The organism is Flavobacterium azooxidireducens (genome assembly GCF_023195775.1).
In the GTDB taxonomy this organism is placed as follows: Bacteria; Bacteroidota; Bacteroidia; order Flavobacteriales; family Flavobacteriaceae; genus Flavobacterium; species Flavobacterium azooxidireducens.
This window is the reverse complement of sequence record NZ_CP096205.1, coordinates 1,305,593-1,321,514: the sequence shown is the minus strand read 5'-3', so window position 1 is coordinate 1,321,514 and position 15,922 is coordinate 1,305,593. Positions and strand designations below refer to the sequence as shown.

Here is a 15,922-nt window from a genome sequence, read left to right as displayed (position 1 = left end):
AAACCATGAAGAATATCATCTATTTTTTACTCTTGATTTCCCAAACTTTTTGGGCTCAGAGTGTTTTTGATAAAGGAAACGAAAACTATCGCAAAGGCAATTATCAAGAAGCAATAACAGCCTACGAAAGCATTTTAAAAGATAAAAAAGAATCATGCGATTTATATTTTAATTTGGCTAACAGTTATTATAAACTCAACCAAATTGCACCGGCTATTTATTATTATGAGAAAGCATTGTTGATTAGTCCGAATGATAAAGACATCCAAAACAACCTAAAATTCGCCAAAAACAGTACGATTGATGATATTAAAACCATTGAAAAAGTTGGTTTTGAACGCATCATGCGAAATTTCACAGGATTGGTGCATTACAACACGTGGGGTTATATTTCTGTTGGTTTAGCAATTCTGTTTTTGTTGTTTTTTATTGGCTATTACTTTTCGCAAACAACAGTAGTAAAACGAATTTTCTTTGTAGGAATGTTCATTATCCCGTTTTTTATTTTAGCAGCCTTTGGAGCAGCCGTTTTTGAAAAAAACCTTTATCAAACCGAACGCCCGGCCATTGTTTTTGAACAAATAATTTCAGTAAAAAACGAACCGAGAGAAAATGCAACTGAAGCATTTATTCTTCATGAAGGAACAAAAGTTTTTGTTTTAGAAACGGTTGATAACTGGAAAAAAATTCAACTCACAGATGAAACCGAAGGATGGATTTTAAGCGAAGCAATCAAGGAGTTGAAGTAGTTTCTTCATATACTTTTTTTACATCGTCAATCCACTTCGTAACCATTGGAAGCATAAAAGCGGTGGTATCCAAAATTGGTCTGTAAAAAATAGACTTTTCCTGTTTTTCTTTAGAAATCAATTGATTATCTACATTTATTTTTTGAACTAAATTTAAAACTATTCCAATCAACAAAGCGGTTTTTAATACACTAAAAATTCCGCCTGCTAATTTGTTTGCCCAACCTAAAAAAGCAAAATCGGCAATTTTTGTAAATATTTTTGCCAACAAATGAACGCCAATTACAACCAAAATTAAGGTCAATACAAAAGCAGTAACTTGTATGGTTTTTGGATTCCAACTGACGAAACCTTCTAAATAACCTTTCACCAAATACGAAAATTTAATCGCAAGAAAAACGCCTAAAATAAACGAAATGATGGAAGCAATTTCTACAAATAATCCGTTTTTAATGCCGTAATACAATCCTACAACCAATAAAACTCCAATAACAATATCCATTTTCAAAAAATAAAGTTCACTAAAATAGTAATTTCTGTTTAATAAGAAGCAACTTCTTATCTTTGCAAAAAAATAATAGTGATTGATGGCAGAAATTATTCTTCCATCTTCCCACTTCCCACTTCCATCATGTCAAGAGATATTCAATTAAAAGAACGTTGGGAAAACGTTGTCAACATACTATCCAATCAATTTGCCGAAGGCGATGTACTCGACCTCGATGCCATTATTTATTTAATCGGCGTTCAGGAATTAGGTAAAGTGAAAAGAACCTTCAAAAAAGACGAAAAAATCGAACTCATGCATATTGCCATTTGCCGTTTATTAGAACCGTACGGCTATTATGAATTCGAATTTTTTGATAACGACGGTTGGCCACATTACAAAGTAAAAGAAGAACTTCCGCCATTAAAAGCCGGTGAACAATCTGTTTTGATGAAAGAAGCGATTGTGAATTATTTTTTGGAAAGAGAGTTGATTAAATAGTTTTCAGTTTTTAATAAAAACACCCAACTTCCAACTTCCAACTCCCAACTTTTTCCTAAATTTGCACCTTTACAGCACGAACGATGATAGATAAGATAAAAGAATACATTGGCGAAGCACAAGCTTTTCAAACGGATAACAAGGAAACCCTTGAACAATTCAGAATTAAATTTTTAGGAAGCAAAGGTCTGTTGAAAGACTTGTTTGCCGAATTTAAAAATGTTCCTAACGAACAGAAAAAAGAATTTGGTCAAGTTATCAATACATTGAAAAATACCGCCGAAGAAAAAGTAAAATCAATTCAGGAAATGCTGGAAAGCAAAGAAGAATCGGTTGGACTTTTTGGCGATCTTTCTCGTCCGGGTGAGCCTTTCCCAATTGGTTCTCGTCATCCTATTTCGTTGGTAAAAAATCAAATTATCGATATTTTTTCAAACATTGGTTTCAATGTTTCCGAAGGTCCGGAAATTGAAGATGATTGGCATAATTTCACCGCTTTAAACCTTCCGGAATACCATCCGGCAAGAGATATGCAGGACACGTTTTTTATTCAAACTAATCCGGATGTTTTGTTGCGAACGCACACGTCATCCGTGCAAGTGCGATACATGGAAAACAACAAACCGCCAATCAGAACGATTTCTCCGGGACGTGTTTTCCGTAATGAAGCCGTTTCTTCGCGTTCACACTGTATTTTTCATCAAGTGGAAGGACTATATATTGACAAAGATGTTTCGTTTGCCGACTTGAAGCAAACACTTTTATATTTCACCAAAGAAATGTTTGGAAAGTCAAAAATTCGTTTGCGACCTTCTTATTTCCCTTTTACCGAGCCAAGTGCTGAGGTGGATATTTATTGGGGTTTAAAAACCGAAACGGATTACCGTATCACTAAAGGAACCGGTTGGTTGGAAATTATGGGTTGCGGAATGGTTGACCCAAATGTTTTGAAAAACTGCGGAATCAATCCGGATGAATACAATGGTTTTGCCTTTGGTATGGGAATCGAACGGATTGCCATGCTTTTGTATCAAATTGGCGATATTCGTATGTTTTATGAAAATGATGTTCGCTTTTTAGAACAATTTAAAACGAGTATATAATTTTAACGATTAAACCTCTCAGGTTTCCGAAACCTGTCGGTTTAAATAGTCTCCATGAAATCCGACATCATCATCCCAAAAGTAGAAAACGTCTTTTTAGCCGCCATCCAAGAATGGAATGACGACTTTATGGATAACGTTTGGAATGTCTATCTCATCAACGACAGCGACTTCAAATTAGATAGCGTAATGGTCGTTTCAAAAGCGTTTGGAACGGTTGATGGCGAAATGAAAAAAACCTCGTTATTACGTCATGCTTTTGTTGAAATTCCTTCCGTTTCTGCTGTTAAAATAGAAATGATTGAAGCCAGTGTTTTGGCTTTGAACAACGAATTCATGGTTACGTTTTTTATAGAAAATACTTTATACGATAAAAAATTCACCTTTAGAACCAATACCATAAACGAACGAGCAACTGAAGAAGTGCCTGTTTTGTTTAAGAATGGGGTGGTGGTGAAGTAATAAAGGTTTAATTATCTCCTTTAAACTCTGCTTTCCTTTTCTCTAAAAATGCCGTTGTTCCTTCTTTAAAATCGGCTGTTCCAAATGATTTTCCGAAGTTTTTAATCTCTATTTCATAACCATTTGTTCCGTCTTTATAATTTGCATTCACTGCATCAATCGCATTGGAGATGGCAACAGGAGAATTTTTGGCGATTTTTGAAGCAATTCCTTTTGTAAAATCCAGCAATTCAGCTTGCGGAACCACGTGATTAACTAAGCCATAATTTTTAGCTGTTTCGGCATCAATCATCGTAGCGGTCATTATCATTTCCATTGCTCGGCCTTTGCCAACTAATTGCGGTAAACGTTGTGTTCCGCCATAACCTGGAATTACGCCCAACGTTACTTCCGGCAAGCCCATTTTGGCATTGTCTGAGGCAATTCTGAAATGAGCAGACATTGCTAATTCTAATCCACCACCCAAAGCAAATCCGTTCACAGCCGCAATGACCGGAGTAGATAAGTTTTCGACAAAATCAAACAATAATTTTTGTCCTTGTGCGGCTAATTTTCCTCCTTCTTCCACAGAAAAATGGGCAAATTCAGAAATATCGGCTCCGGCAACAAACGCTTTTTCACCACTTCCGGTAATGATGATTACTCGGGTAGATTTGTCTTTATCTTCGGCATCAAAAGCATGATGAAGTTCTTCAATTGTTGCTTTGTTTAATGCGTTTAATTTGGTTGGTCTATTGATGGTGATGACAGAAATTCCGTTATCTTTTTCGATTAAAATATTCTCGTAGTTCATAATGTTGTAGTTATTCGTTTGTATTTAGTGGCAACAAAACAGTAAATGTTGTGCCTTTATTTTGTTCTGATTCAAAGGTAATTGTTCCGTTATAATTTTCGATAATTTTTTTGATGATACCTAAACCAAGACCCATTCCGCTGTTTTTTGTGGTGAATTTTGGTTCAAAAACATACATTTTATTTTCATCTGAAATACCAATTCCGTTATCTTTTACTTCAATTTTTACAGTTGAATTTTCTTCAGAAACAGAAATCAAAACAATTGGATTAGAATTTTCATTTGAAATGGCTTGCGTTGCATTTTTAACCAAATTGGTGATAATTCGAATTAACTGCGTTCGATCCATCAACATAAAAATTTCTTTTTCAGTTGATTCAAAATGAATGTAATTTTCATTAAAAATTTCTAATCCTAAACTAACAACTTCCACTACATTAATCAATTCATTTTGCTGTGCCGGCATCGAAGCAAAATTTGAAAACGCATTGGCTACCGAACTCATTATGTCGATTTGTTGCAATAATGTTTTGGTGTAATCATCTAATTTTTGTTTGATGTTTGGATCGTTTTCATCAAATTTCCTTTGAAAACTTTGTACCGTCAATCGCATTGGCGTTAAAGGATTTTTCACTTCATGTGCAACTTGCTTCGCCATTTCTCGCCAAGCTTGTTCGCGTTCGCCTTGTGCTAATTTCACAGCACTTTCTTCCAATTCATCCACCATGTTGTTGTAGGCTTCAACGAGCAATCCTATTTCTCTGCTGCTGGTTTCCAATTCAATTTTTTCATTTTTTTTATTCAGCTGCGTTTCGGTTAACTTATCAGAAATAGTTTTAATGGATTTAGTTATAAAACTTGATAAGAAATAAGCCAAAACTCCTGAAAGGAGTAGCATAAATGCATAGACTTGTCCGAACCGAATCATAAATTTCCTCAATTCTCGCTCATAATAACCATCGTCTTCAATGTACGGAAGATTCAAAATAGCTAAAGGTTTAAATTGTAAATCTTTGATTTCGCTGTAAGAAGATAAATTTTTGATGCCATTGATTTCACTGACTTCCACATATCTCTTGTCCATACTCGACAGAACAAGTCTAACAATATGACTCGGAATTGATTTTGGTTCATCATCAATCGCAAAAGAAGATTTAGATGATTTTAAAAGTTTACCATTCAAATCATAAAAATTAATTTCCAATGCATGAATATCTGAAATTTCATGAATTTTATCTCTTTCCGAAAAAATCAGCGGAATATTTTCTGTTGTTAACGGATAAGTAGTGTTTTTGAGGATGTAATTGATGTTTTCCTTAATAGCCGTTTCTTTTCGTTCGAGCCTTTCCTGATGATAATCTTTTGCTTCATTTCTAAATTGAATAATAGAAACCGAAGCAATCAAAATAGACGAAATGACAGTTAGAAAAATCATCGAAATGAAAATTCTAACTCGAAGTGAAAGTTTGCCTATTTTTTTTGAAAAACTCACTTGTTGCGTTCTCTTATTCGTTTATAAAATCTAAATCCAATCATAATCAGCATCGAAAAAACAAAAATCCCAATTACGCCATAAATCCAGTTGATAGCACTTTTTAAAATCACTAAAAAAACGACTGCAAATAAAATCAATGTTGCTCCTTCATTCCATAATCGGAAAAAATTGGAGCTGTTTTTTACTTCATTTTTCTGTAAGTCTTTGAAAATAAGATGACATTTGATTTGATAAGCATATAATAAAACCACAAATCCTAATTTAACCAACATCCAATCTTGTTCTAACCAAGCGGGAATTAAATACAACAGCCAAAAAGCAAAAATGCTGGCTAAAACAGCACTTGGCCACGTAATGATGTACCACAATCGGTATTGCATCAACTGGTATTGTTTGATTAGAATGCTTTGCTCCGGTTCGGGTTTTTCTTTGGCTTCAGCATGATAGACAAACAAACGAACTATGTAAAACAACCCGGCAAACCAAGTTATCACAAAGATGAGATGCAACGCTTTGATGTAGTTATAAAATTCCATCCGGTTTTTCAATCAGTTTAGTGGTCATTTCTCTCCGCAAAAAGTAGGCCGTGATTATGGTTGATAAAATATCTGCAATCGGAAAAGCGACCCATACTCCAAAAATACCAAAATAATTCGGCAAAATAAGCACAAGCGGAATCAGAAAAAATCCTTGTTTTGTCAACGTGAGCAATAAGGCAGGAATTGCTTTTCCTGCAGCTTGAAAATAAGCAGCTCCAATGAGTTGCAAAGCAATAATCGGTGAAGCGGCAAAAACCCATCGCAAAGCATCAGGAGTTTCGGCAATTACATCGGCATCGTTTGTAAAAACAGAAACGATTGGTTTTGCAAAAACTAATATTAAAATAAATATAAATGTTGCTAAAATAGCGGCATATTTTATCGAAATAGAAATGGTTTCTTTCACTCGATTGTAATTTTCCGCACCATAATTGTATCCGGCAATCGGAAGAAATCCGTGTGTAATTCCTAAAATGGGAAACAAAGCAAACATCAACATTCGACTGATGATTCCATAAACAACAACTGAATGTTCGCCACCATACGTAAACAAAGTATGATTGATGATGATGGCTAGAATACTCACGACACCTTGACGGGAAAACGTAACCAATCCGAGTGAAGAAATTTCTTTTACAATTGATAAATCAAATTTATAATGATGAAGCGATGGTTTTAATTCACTTTTTTTGATGAAAAACCAAAGAATAAAAACAAAACACATAAAATAGGAAATCGTAGTGGCTAAAGCCGCTCCGAACATTCCCATATCTAAAAATTTGATGAAAATTATGTCTAAAATTATGTTTCCAAATGCCGGAATAATCATTGCCATCATGGCAAATTTGGCTTTTCCTTCTGCACGAATCACATTGTTTCCCATCATACAAAGAGCCAAAAACGGAACGCCGATTAAAACCGGAATAAAAAATTCTTTGGCCGGTTTCATAATATCGCCATTCGCACCAAAAAGTAGCAGAATTTCATCGGAAAACAAAAATCCAATCACAACAAAAAACAACGCTAAAACTAAGGTCATCATAATTTGATTTCCAAAAGTTCGATAGGCTTTTTCTTTGTCTTTTCCTCCTAAAGCTCTTGATATGATGGAACTTCCGCCAATTCCAATTGCCATTCCTAATGAAGAAATTAAAAATGTAATTGGTAAAACTACGGTAACTGCTGCAATGGCCAACGATCCTATCCATTGACCTACGAAAATAGTGTCGACTAAAATGTTAACCGACATAAATAAAATTCCAATAGAGGCCGGAACAGCTTGTTTTATCAACAATTGTTTGATGTCATCTGTGCCTAAAGCTCCCGATGATTGTGCCATTATTTTGCGGTTTCTGTTTCAGCAAAAGCCCATTGGTCAATCCATCGGCTTAAAGTTTTGCACCAATCGTCGTCGTCGTTTAAACATGGAATTGCTAAAAATTCTTCGCCACCATTTTCTTTAAATTGATGATTGGCTTCCATCGCAATTTCTTCCAAAGTTTCCAAACAATCAGATACGAAAGCAGGTGTTACTACGGCTAATTTTTTAATTCCTTTTTCAGGCATTTTGTTGATTTCAACATCGGTATATGGCGTTAACCATTTGTCTCCGGCTAAACGCGATTGAAAAGTTTGGCTGTATTTTCCTTCCGGAATTCCTAAAAATTCAACAACTTGTTTTGTTGTTTCATAACATTGATGACGGTAGCAGAATTCGTGTGCCGGTGAAGGCGTGTTGCAACACGAGCCATCAATTTTGCAATGACTTTTGGTTACATCGGTTTTGCGAATATGTCGCTCCGGAATTCCGTGATATGAAAATAACAGATGGTCGTATTCAAATCCTTCCAAATGTTTTTTGATGGAATTAGATAAATCCCGGATGTAATCTTTTTGGTTATAAAAAGCAGGTAGAATCGTGAAATTCATATTTGGGAATTTCTTTTTACGAATTTCTTCTGCCAAAACTAAAATTGTCACAGTTGAAGCCATCGCGTGTTGCGGATACAAAGGAAAAAGCATCACTTCTGTCACGCCTTGATCGTGTAATTCTTGTAAGCCTGATTCAATGCTTGGTTTGCCGTAACGCATCGCTAAACTCACAGGAATGCTCGTGTTGGCTTGCACTTTTTTATGCATCCGTTTGGATAAAACAATGAGTGGCGAACCTTCATCCCACCAAATTTTGGCATATGCGGCAGCTGATTTTTTGGGTCTGGTTTGTAAAATGATCCCGCGAACTAGCAACGCTCGTAATAAAAACGGAACGTCAATCACATATTTATCCATTAAAAATTCGTCTAAATATGGCTTGACATCTTTTGGGGTTGGACTTTCGGGCGAACCTAAGTTGACTAATAATACTCCTTTTTTCATTTTATTTAGTTGCAATTTTTATATTTATTCTTCTAAAATCCATTTTACCAAATCATTTTCATCAACAATCGACCAAGAATGCGGATGTCTGTTTCCATTGGAACGATAACCTTTATCCGTAGTTTTGATTAATTCGGTTTTTTTAAAATTTTGTTTTTTTAATTCTTCAGCTAATTTTTCAATTGAATAAGCGTTCAAATCTTCATACTCATTTGCTCTGTTTTCTTTCCACCAAATTGTATCGGGTTCAGTATATAACCTCAGTTTTACATCCTTTAAAGATGAAATGTTTTGAATAGATTTTGATTCAAATGTGAAAGGAGAATGTTCTTCATATTTTTTAATTCCTGATGAAGGAACTCCGAAGATTTTATCAAATTCAGAAACTATCCATTTTGCTTCTTCAACAGATTCTGAAGCGACATTTTTTCGATATTTTTTTGAGAAGTTTTATAAAGTTCTAATAAATCAATCGGAGAATCCACTAAGAAAACACCTTTAGGTTGGATGTTATTTTTGGTTTGAATAAGATAATTGCTAAGTAAAAAGCTCACATTTCCACCACTTGAAAATCCGCCAATAAAGATGTTTTCTGATTTTAAATTTTCTTCTTTTAAAATTGAATTTAATTGTTTGGCCAATTTTTCTTTTTCTTCCTTTTCTAAATATAAATGTTGGTTGAAATTCATCATCAACACAGAAATATTATTTTTTTGAGCCACATCAATAATCTTGAATTCAGTTTTTGTATTTTCTGCATCACAAGGAAAACAAGGAAAAAGTATAAGCAAAGCTTTTTGACTTTCAGCCTTGACAAGTTCATAATCAATTGCAATTGTTTTTTTATTGGATTCTTTATCCGATGAAAAACAACCGGATATCATAAAAAGCATTAAAATTGATAAAATTCGCATAACTTATTCTTAACTCGACAATGACATTAAATATTTCTTCGGAGTCGTTCCGAATTTCTTTTTAAACGCAGCAATAAAATGCGATGCTGTGCTATAACCAATTTGCACACCTACTTCATTTACATTGTATGTTCCGCTGTCTAACAATTTTCGGGCGTATTCCATTTTATAATCAAACAAAAAACTGTACACACTATCGCCATAAATTTGTTTGAAACCCATTTTTAGTTTCTTCAAATTCAAGCCCACTTGATCGGCTAATTCTTGTAAACCCGGTGGCTCAGCCATATTGGCAATGACAATTTCTTTGGCTTTTTTAATTTTCAATACATTTTCTTCGTCAATCAAAAACGGACAATGGTCTGCATTCGGATCTTCGTTGCGGTTAAAGTACAAACTAAGCAGTTCATAACCTTTACCTTTATAATAAAGATTTTTTATAGAAGCATTGAGGTTATAATGAAAAATCTGATTGAGCACGATGGCCATTGACGGACTTATATTTTCCTCGGCATAATATTTTTTCTCCCGATTATCATCACTTAAAAACGGAATATATTCTGCTTCCGTAGAAAACAAAGTGTGAAATTTCTTAATCGAAACCAACACCGAAATCATCCAAGATTGGGGTGCAATTTCCAAATGAACCGGTAACTCTTTTTGCGGATTATAGAGCAAAAGAGATTTTTCTTCCTTCATTTCTAATGCATAATTGCCCTGATTAAAGATAAATTTTGCTTTTCCTTTTAATCCAAAATGAAACTGAATTAAACCCGTAGATACCTGTCTTTCAAAGCGAACCACCTCATCAGTGTCGTTTTGAAAACGGATTAAAATAAAGTCATCTTCAATTTTTATTTCTTCTTGAGAACCCATAGCGACATTTTTTCGTATATAACTCGGAAGGCTTGAATTTTGTTTATTTAGAATTATTCTAAACAAATACATTCAAAAGCGTTGAGAACACTACAAATATAAAAGAATTTACGTTGAAAAGCACAATTTGGATTGGGATATCTTCAAGCGATACAAAAAGTACTTTGAGCGATACTTTTATAAAATAGATAATGATAATTTTGTTCAACTTTTTAGGAAAAGTGTATTTATGGAAAATTTAAACTTGTCGAAACATCAAACCTTTTATGCGGTTGGATTGAGTTACAAAAAAGCAGATGCTGAGACACGAGGAAAGTTCAGTTTAGACGCGAAAGCAAAAACGAATATTTTGCTTCAGGCGAAATTGGAAGGAATAGATAGTATGATTGTTACATCAACGTGTAACCGAACTGAAATATATGGTTTTGCACAACATCCATTTCAATTAATTAAGTTGATGTGTGATAACAGTATTGGTACTGTTGAAGATTTTCAGAATGTAGCCTACGTTTATAAAAACCAAGAAGCCATTTCGCATATGTTCCGTGTTGGAACCGGTTTAGACAGTCAGATTTTGGGTGATTTTGAAATTATCAGTCAAATAAAAAATAGTTTTGTTGAAAGTAAAACGTTCGGATTAGCCAATTCATTTTTAGAACGATTGATTAATGCCGTAATTCAAGCAAGTAAACGCATCAAAAATGAAACGGAAATTAGTTCAGGAGCTACTTCGGTTGCTTTTGCTTCGGTTCAATATATTATTAATAATGTAGACGGAATTTCTCAAAAAAACATTCTTCTTTTCGGAACCGGAAAAATTGGTCGAAATACCTGTGAAAATTTAGTAAAACACACCAAAAATGATCATATTGTTCTAATCAACAGAACAAAAGATAAAGCAGAAAAAATTGCCGGAAAATTCAATTTAATTGTAAAAGATTATACCGAATTACAACTTGAAATTCAAAAAGCCGATGTGCTAATTGTTGCTACCGGAGCACAAAATCCTACCATCGATAAAGACATTTTAAATCTAAAAAAACCACTTTTAATTTTAGATTTATCCATTCCGAAAAACGTAAACGAAAATGTGAAAACATTGGATAACGTTTCATTGGTTCATATGGATTATTTATCGCAATTAACAGACGATACATTAGAAAAAAGAAAACTACATATTCCGGCTGCAGAAGCCATTATTGATGAGGTGAAATTGGAATTTATTTCGTGGATGAAAGCCAGAAAATTTGCTCCAACAATTCACGCGTTAAAAGAAAAATTGAATTCGATTAAAGACGGAGAATTGGATTTTCAACGTAAAAAAATAGCTAATTTTGATCACGATCAAGCTGAAATTATCAGTAATCGAATCATTCAAAAAATCACAACCCATTTTGCTAATCATTTAAAAGATGATAATACGATGGTGGATGAAAGCATCGAATGGATTGAGAAAATCTTTCAAATAAGTCCCATTGTTTCCGAAGGAGAAGCACTTCAAAAAGTAACCTATAATGAACGATAATTCAGAGTCATCTATTCCTTCTTCGGAGGACAGGAGGCTTATCCGCATTGGAACTCGCGACAGTGAACTCGCACTTTGGCAAGCTCATACGGTAGAAAAAAAATTAAATGATTTGGGTTATCAAACTGAAATTATTTCTGTAAAATCGACTGGCGACATTATTCTTGACAAACCACTTTACGAACTCGGAATCACCGGAATTTTCACGAAAACACTTGATATTGCTATGCTGAAAGGCGAAGTGGATATTGCAGTTCACTCGATGAAAGATGTTCCAACGGCTTTGCCAAAAGGAATTGTACAGGCTGCGGTTTTGGAACGAGCTTCAACTTTAGATATTTTGGTTCATAAAGGAGATTTATCTTTTTTAGATAATTCGGGTACAATTGCTTCCGGAAGTTTACGAAGAAAAGCACAATGGTTGAATAAATATCCGTCTCACCAAGTAGAAGATTTACGCGGAAACGTAAATACCCGAATGCAAAAATTGAAAGATAATAATTGGAATGGAGCTGTTTTTGCTGCCGCCGGTTTAGAACGAATCAATTTGAAACCCGAAACATTCATCAACCTGGATTGGATGATTCCTGCTCCCGCACAAGGTGCAATGGTAGTAGTTGCGATGGAAAATGATACTTTTTCTCAGGAAGCATTGGCTCATTTAAATCATAAAGCATCGGAAATCTGCACGTTTGTAGAAAGACAATTTCTTAAAACACTAGAAGGTGGTTGCACAGCACCAATCGGAGCATTAGCAGAAATCAACGACGATTTAATGACTTTAAAAGGCGTTCTCTTTTCATTAGACGGAAAAGTTAAACTGGAAATAGAAAAAACGATAAATACAACTTTATATCAAAATTTTGGCGAACTTTGTGCTACTGAAATTTTAGAAAACGGTGGTTCAGAACTAATGCGTTCGATAAAAAAAGCATTAGAAAAGAAACACTAATTGCTCAACTATGCACAAAGATTCAATACTCAAGATAATCTACCGCTTTTTTGATCTCATTGTATTGACCTACATCGTATTTGATTTTGGTTATAGCATTCACGAAGAATACCATACGCCAAAATTCATCGGTTTAGTATTAATCACTATTGCTTTGTTAGTGTTTAATATTTTCAAATATTTTTATTATAAAACGTCCGGACGGAAAAAAGTAGCGTTAGTTAATTCCTTGATAATAGGGGCTTTATTGGTAGTCGCACTCATTTTCTCCATAATCAATATCAATCTTCATTACTTAGAAGTTTTCAAGAAAATCAGACCCATTTTAGAAGCTGGTTTGATCTTTTATTTCATTATTCGATTAATGATTTTGGTGCGATATATCTATGAAGTGTATTATAATCCGGCCATTGTTTTTGTGGGAAGTTTTTTTGCCATCATCATCATTGGATCATTTTTGTTGATGCTTCCCAACGCCACAACAAATGGAATTTCGTTTACCGATGCACTTTTTACATCCACCAGTGCCGTTTGTGTTACCGGTTTAATCGTTTTAGATACAGCAACAGATTTTACCACCGTTGGACAAACAATTATCATTAGTTTAATTCAAATTGGTGGATTGGGAATTTTGACGTTTACTTCCTTTTTTGCCTTTTTCTTTCGAGGGAGTTCTTCGTTTAAAGAAGGTTTGAATGTGAGGGACTTTATTGCTCAAGATACTTTAAAAGATGTTTTAAAAACTGCCTTGAATGTGGTGATTTTTACCATTAGCGTAGAATTAGTAGGTGCATTATTTATTTATTCTTCTATTATTGATAATCCTGCGATTGAAGACAAGGTTTTCTTTTCGATTTTTCACGCTATTTCTGCTTTTTGTAATGCCGGATTTTCAACATTATCAGCCGGATTGAGCGAAAGTTACCTTCAATTTAATTATTATATGCAGTGGGTCGTAATTGTTATGGTTGTTTTTGGAGGATTGGGTTACAACATCATTTTTAATTTTTATCAATACATTAAAATCTTTGTTTTAGAACTTTTTGACAGAAAAAGAATTCATAAACATTTGAGTGTGATGACATTAAACTCAAAAATCGTTCTTTATACAACCGGAGCTTTATTGGTTGGTGGATTTGTTTTCTTATGGATTTCGGAATACAATAACACGATGAATTATCATCAAACGTTATTCGGGAAAATCACATCAACTGCGTTTAATGCTGTGACACCGAGAACCGCCGGTTTTAATACATTAGATTTAACAGAATTCACCGTTCCAACCTTATTATTCATTATCTTTTTAATGTGGATTGGAGCTTCACCGGCATCAACCGGAGGTGGGATAAAAACGAGTACCTTTGCATTAGCTACATTGAACATTTTTGCAATTGCCAGAGGAAAAACAAGAATTCAGCTGTTAGGAAGAAGAATTTCGAGTGAATCAACTTCAAGAGCTTTTGCCATTTTATGTATTTCATTAATTGTAATTGGATTTGCCATTTTATCGTTGTTGATTTTAGAACCAAAAGGAACGGACTTACTTTCAGTTGTTTTTGAATGTTTTTCGGCTTACAGTACGGTTGGTTTGTCTTTGAATTTTACACCAACGTTAACCGAACCAAGCAAATATGTTCTCATTGGAACTATGTTCATCGGAAGAATCGGGATGCTCAACTTAATGATTGGATTGCTTCGTCAAATCAATCATCAGTTTTATGAATATCCCAAAGAAAATATTTTAATTAACTAAAATCTAATAGAATGAAAATCATCATTTTTGGATTAGGAAATTTCGGAATGTCCTTAGCATTAAGCCTCACAGAAACTGGAAATGAAGTGATTGGGGTGGATAAGCAAATGGATAAAGTCAACTTGATTAAAGACAAAATTTCACACGCAATTTGTATGGATTCTACGAATGAATTAGCGTACGAAGCCTTGCCATTAAAGGATGCCGATAAAGTTGTGGTTGGTATTGGAGAGAATGAGGGTGCTGCCATTATTACGACGGCCATTATCAAAAAATTATCGAATGTAAAAATCATCAGTCGAGCATTATCGCCGATTCACGATACGGTTTTGGAAGCGATGGGAATTTACAGTATCATTCATCCGGAACAAGAAAGTGCCGATCGTTTAACGAAGCAAATCAACTTCAAAACGACGTTAGAAAACTATCAATTAGATAACAATTATACCATTTCCGAAGTAAAATCGAAACCGGAATTTCACGGAAAAACATTGTACGAATTAAATACAATCGATAAATACCATTTGAATTTAGTTACAATTATCCGTAAAAAAGAAAAAACGAATTTAATCGGAAAAAAATCAATCGTAAAAGAAACCATTGGTTTGCCAACACCTGAAACCGTGATTTATCAAGATGATATTTTAGTGGTTTTTGGTGAAAATAAAAATATTTCAGTTTACTGTGAAGGACAAGATTAACGTTGGAAAAATCAATCAGAATACTATCAACTAAAAAACTTCAACCCAACCAAAAACAGTTTTTACTTAATGCTGATTTTCGTTTGATTGAAGCTGATTTTATTCAAATTGAATTTCAATCTTTTCAATTGAATTCATCTTTTGATTATTTAATTTTCACCAGTCAAAATGCCGTTTTAAGTGTCATAAAAAATGAAAATCATATCATTTTGAAAGATAAAATTTGTTTTTGTGTCGGAATAAAAACAAAGCAACTTTTGAAAGAAAACGGATTTAAAGTTGAAAATGCATTTGATTATGCCGATGAGCTGGTTGATTATTTATTGAAGAATCATTCTGATAAAAAATTCACGTTTTTCTCCGGAAATTTGAGAAGAGATACGATTCCAGCCGCTTTTCAAAAAAATAATATCATTTTTGAAGAAATTGAAGTCTATAAAACCATTTTAACGCCACACAAAACTGATAATCAAATCGATGGAATTTTGTTTTTTAGTCCGTCCGCTGTTCAGAGTTATTTAAAAGAAAATTCTATTTCTAATGAAATTTGTTTTTGCATCGGGACAACAACAGCCGCAGAAATTGAAAAAAGCACAAAAAATATAGTGATTGCAAACCGACCGACGGTTGAAAACGTAATCATACAAAGTATAAATTATTTCAAAGAATCCTAAATCTGACAAAAGTTCGTCAGTT

At 34.0% G+C, this 15,922-nt stretch carries 18 protein-coding genes; 9 read left to right on the top strand and 9 right to left on the bottom strand.

What is annotated here, in order from left to right:
• Window positions 1–5: 5 nt before the first annotated feature.
• Entirely contained in the window at window positions 6–749 is a 744-nt protein-coding gene (locus tag M0M57_RS05820; RefSeq protein WP_248436229.1) for a tetratricopeptide repeat protein, read from the top strand.
• On the opposite strand, the gene M0M57_RS05815 is transcribed toward M0M57_RS05820, so the two are convergent.
• Window positions 733–1,251, bottom strand: coding sequence for a CvpA family protein (locus M0M57_RS05815; RefSeq protein ID WP_248436227.1), 519 nt, complete (start codon window positions 1,249–1,251; stop codon window positions 733–735). The two genes, M0M57_RS05820 and M0M57_RS05815, sit on opposite strands and share 17 nt — an antisense overlap.
• 129 nt (window positions 1,252–1,380) lie before the next feature.
• Between M0M57_RS05815 and M0M57_RS05810 the strand changes: the two genes are divergently transcribed.
• The 3 genes from M0M57_RS05810 to M0M57_RS05800 all read left to right on the top strand — a co-directional run bounded on the left by M0M57_RS05810 (window position 1,381) and on the right by M0M57_RS05800 (window position 3,302).
• Window positions 1,381–1,737: a hypothetical protein gene (locus tag M0M57_RS05810; RefSeq protein ID WP_248436731.1), complete on the top strand. Its 357-nt coding sequence runs from the start codon at window positions 1,381–1,383 to the stop codon at window positions 1,735–1,737.
• Window positions 1,738–1,820: 83 nt separating this feature from the next.
• On the top strand, window positions 1,821–2,840 hold the full coding sequence (gene pheS / locus M0M57_RS05805; RefSeq protein ID WP_248436225.1) for a phenylalanine--tRNA ligase subunit alpha: 1,020 nt from the start codon (window positions 1,821–1,823) through the stop codon (window positions 2,838–2,840).
• Between the two features lie 54 nt (window positions 2,841–2,894).
• Window positions 2,895–3,302: a hypothetical protein gene (locus tag M0M57_RS05800; protein ID WP_248436223.1), complete on the top strand. Its 408-nt coding sequence runs from the start codon at window positions 2,895–2,897 to the stop codon at window positions 3,300–3,302.
• Window positions 3,303–3,309: 7 nt separating this feature from the next.
• Here the strand turns inward: M0M57_RS05800 and M0M57_RS05795 are convergent, their stop codons facing one another.
• The 8 genes from M0M57_RS05795 to M0M57_RS05760 all read right to left on the bottom strand — a co-directional run bounded on the left by M0M57_RS05795 (window position 3,310) and on the right by M0M57_RS05760 (window position 10,295).
• Entirely contained in the window at window positions 3,310–4,095 is a 786-nt protein-coding gene (locus M0M57_RS05795) for an enoyl-CoA hydratase/isomerase family protein (protein ID WP_248436221.1), read from the bottom strand.
• 10 nt (window positions 4,096–4,105) lie between these two features.
• Window positions 4,106–5,530 carry a sensor histidine kinase gene (locus M0M57_RS05790; protein WP_248436219.1) on the bottom strand — a complete coding sequence of 475 codons (1,425 nt, stop codon included), beginning with the start codon at window positions 5,528–5,530 and terminating at the stop codon, window positions 4,106–4,108.
• Between the two features lie 53 nt (window positions 5,531–5,583).
• The gene (locus tag M0M57_RS05785; RefSeq protein WP_248436217.1) at window positions 5,584–6,126 is read right to left on the bottom strand and encodes a CopD family protein; all 543 of its coding nucleotides are present in this window, start codon (window positions 6,124–6,126) and stop codon (window positions 5,584–5,586) included.
• A complete protein-coding gene (locus tag M0M57_RS05780; RefSeq protein WP_248436215.1) occupies window positions 6,113–7,468 on the bottom strand; it encodes an MATE family efflux transporter in 1,356 nt (451 codons plus the stop codon). The genes M0M57_RS05785 and M0M57_RS05780 overlap by 14 nt, the downstream gene beginning before the upstream one ends.
• Entirely contained in the window at window positions 7,468–8,505 is a 1,038-nt protein-coding gene (hemH, locus tag M0M57_RS05775) for a ferrochelatase (protein WP_248436213.1), read from the bottom strand. Before hemH ends, M0M57_RS05780 begins: the two co-directional genes overlap by 1 nt.
• Before the next feature lie 24 nt (window positions 8,506–8,529).
• Window positions 8,530–8,703: a hypothetical protein gene (locus M0M57_RS05770; RefSeq protein ID WP_248436211.1), complete on the bottom strand. Its 174-nt coding sequence runs from the start codon at window positions 8,701–8,703 to the stop codon at window positions 8,530–8,532.
• A 188-nt stretch (window positions 8,704–8,891) separates the two neighbouring features.
• A complete protein-coding gene (locus tag M0M57_RS05765) occupies window positions 8,892–9,419 on the bottom strand; it encodes a hypothetical protein (protein WP_248436209.1) in 528 nt (175 codons plus the stop codon).
• A gap of 9 nt (window positions 9,420–9,428) precedes the next feature.
• Complete coding sequence (locus tag M0M57_RS05760; protein ID WP_248436207.1) at window positions 9,429–10,295, bottom strand: AraC family transcriptional regulator; 867 nt, start codon at window positions 10,293–10,295, stop codon at window positions 9,429–9,431.
• A 229-nt stretch (window positions 10,296–10,524) separates the two neighbouring features.
• Here M0M57_RS05760 and hemA point away from each other — a divergent pair, with 229 nt between their 5' ends.
• Genes hemA through M0M57_RS05735 form a run of 5 tightly spaced genes read left to right on the top strand, consistent with a single transcriptional unit; the run spans window position 10,525 to window position 15,900 of the window.
• Window positions 10,525–11,820: a glutamyl-tRNA reductase gene (gene hemA, locus M0M57_RS05755; RefSeq protein ID WP_248436205.1), complete on the top strand. Its 1,296-nt coding sequence runs from the start codon at window positions 10,525–10,527 to the stop codon at window positions 11,818–11,820.
• Window positions 11,810–12,772, top strand: coding sequence for a hydroxymethylbilane synthase (hemC, locus tag M0M57_RS05750; RefSeq protein ID WP_248436203.1), 963 nt, complete (start codon window positions 11,810–11,812; stop codon window positions 12,770–12,772). Before hemA ends, hemC begins: the two co-directional genes overlap by 11 nt.
• Before the next feature lie 10 nt (window positions 12,773–12,782).
• Window positions 12,783–14,525 carry a TrkH family potassium uptake protein gene (locus M0M57_RS05745; RefSeq protein ID WP_248436201.1) on the top strand — a complete coding sequence of 581 codons (1,743 nt, stop codon included), beginning with the start codon at window positions 12,783–12,785 and terminating at the stop codon, window positions 14,523–14,525.
• An 11-nt stretch (window positions 14,526–14,536) separates the two neighbouring features.
• Window positions 14,537–15,226 carry a potassium channel family protein gene (locus tag M0M57_RS05740; protein WP_248436200.1) on the top strand — a complete coding sequence of 230 codons (690 nt, stop codon included), beginning with the start codon at window positions 14,537–14,539 and terminating at the stop codon, window positions 15,224–15,226.
• A gap of 2 nt (window positions 15,227–15,228) precedes the next feature.
• On the top strand, window positions 15,229–15,900 hold the full coding sequence (locus M0M57_RS05735; protein WP_248436198.1) for a uroporphyrinogen-III synthase: 672 nt from the start codon (window positions 15,229–15,231) through the stop codon (window positions 15,898–15,900).
• The last annotated feature ends 22 nt before the right edge of the window (window positions 15,901–15,922 follow it).

Coding starts and splice junctions, on each gene's coding strand:
- M0M57_RS05765 (WP_248436209.1), bottom strand. CDS start 9,419: ATGCGAATTTTATCAATTTTAATGCTTTTTATGATATCCGGTTGTTTT.
- M0M57_RS05815 (WP_248436227.1), bottom strand. CDS start 1,251: ATGGATATTGTTATTGGAGTTTTATTGGTTGTAGGATTGTATTACGGC.
- hemH (WP_248436213.1), bottom strand. CDS start 8,505: ATGAAAAAAGGAGTATTATTAGTCAACTTAGGTTCGCCCGAAAGTCCA.
- M0M57_RS05795 (WP_248436221.1), bottom strand. CDS start 4,095: ATGAACTACGAGAATATTTTAATCGAAAAAGATAACGGAATTTCTGTC.
- M0M57_RS05745 (WP_248436201.1), top strand. CDS start 12,783: ATGCACAAAGATTCAATACTCAAGATAATCTACCGCTTTTTTGATCTC.
- M0M57_RS05740 (WP_248436200.1), top strand. CDS start 14,537: ATGAAAATCATCATTTTTGGATTAGGAAATTTCGGAATGTCCTTAGCA.
- M0M57_RS05760 (WP_248436207.1), bottom strand. CDS start 10,295: ATGGGTTCTCAAGAAGAAATAAAAATTGAAGATGACTTTATTTTAATC.
- hemC (WP_248436203.1), top strand. CDS start 11,810: ATGAACGATAATTCAGAGTCATCTATTCCTTCTTCGGAGGACAGGAGG.
- M0M57_RS05810 (WP_248436731.1), top strand. CDS start 1,381: ATGTCAAGAGATATTCAATTAAAAGAACGTTGGGAAAACGTTGTCAAC.
- M0M57_RS05785 (WP_248436217.1), bottom strand. CDS start 6,126: ATGGAATTTTATAACTACATCAAAGCGTTGCATCTCATCTTTGTGATA.
- hemA (WP_248436205.1), top strand. CDS start 10,525: ATGGAAAATTTAAACTTGTCGAAACATCAAACCTTTTATGCGGTTGGA.
- M0M57_RS05790 (WP_248436219.1), bottom strand. CDS start 5,530: ATGATTTTTCTAACTGTCATTTCGTCTATTTTGATTGCTTCGGTTTCT.
- pheS (WP_248436225.1), top strand. CDS start 1,821: ATGATAGATAAGATAAAAGAATACATTGGCGAAGCACAAGCTTTTCAA.
- M0M57_RS05800 (WP_248436223.1), top strand. CDS start 2,895: ATGAAATCCGACATCATCATCCCAAAAGTAGAAAACGTCTTTTTAGCC.
- M0M57_RS05780 (WP_248436215.1), bottom strand. CDS start 7,468: ATGGCACAATCATCGGGAGCTTTAGGCACAGATGACATCAAACAATTG.
- M0M57_RS05820 (WP_248436229.1), top strand. CDS start 6: ATGAAGAATATCATCTATTTTTTACTCTTGATTTCCCAAACTTTTTGG.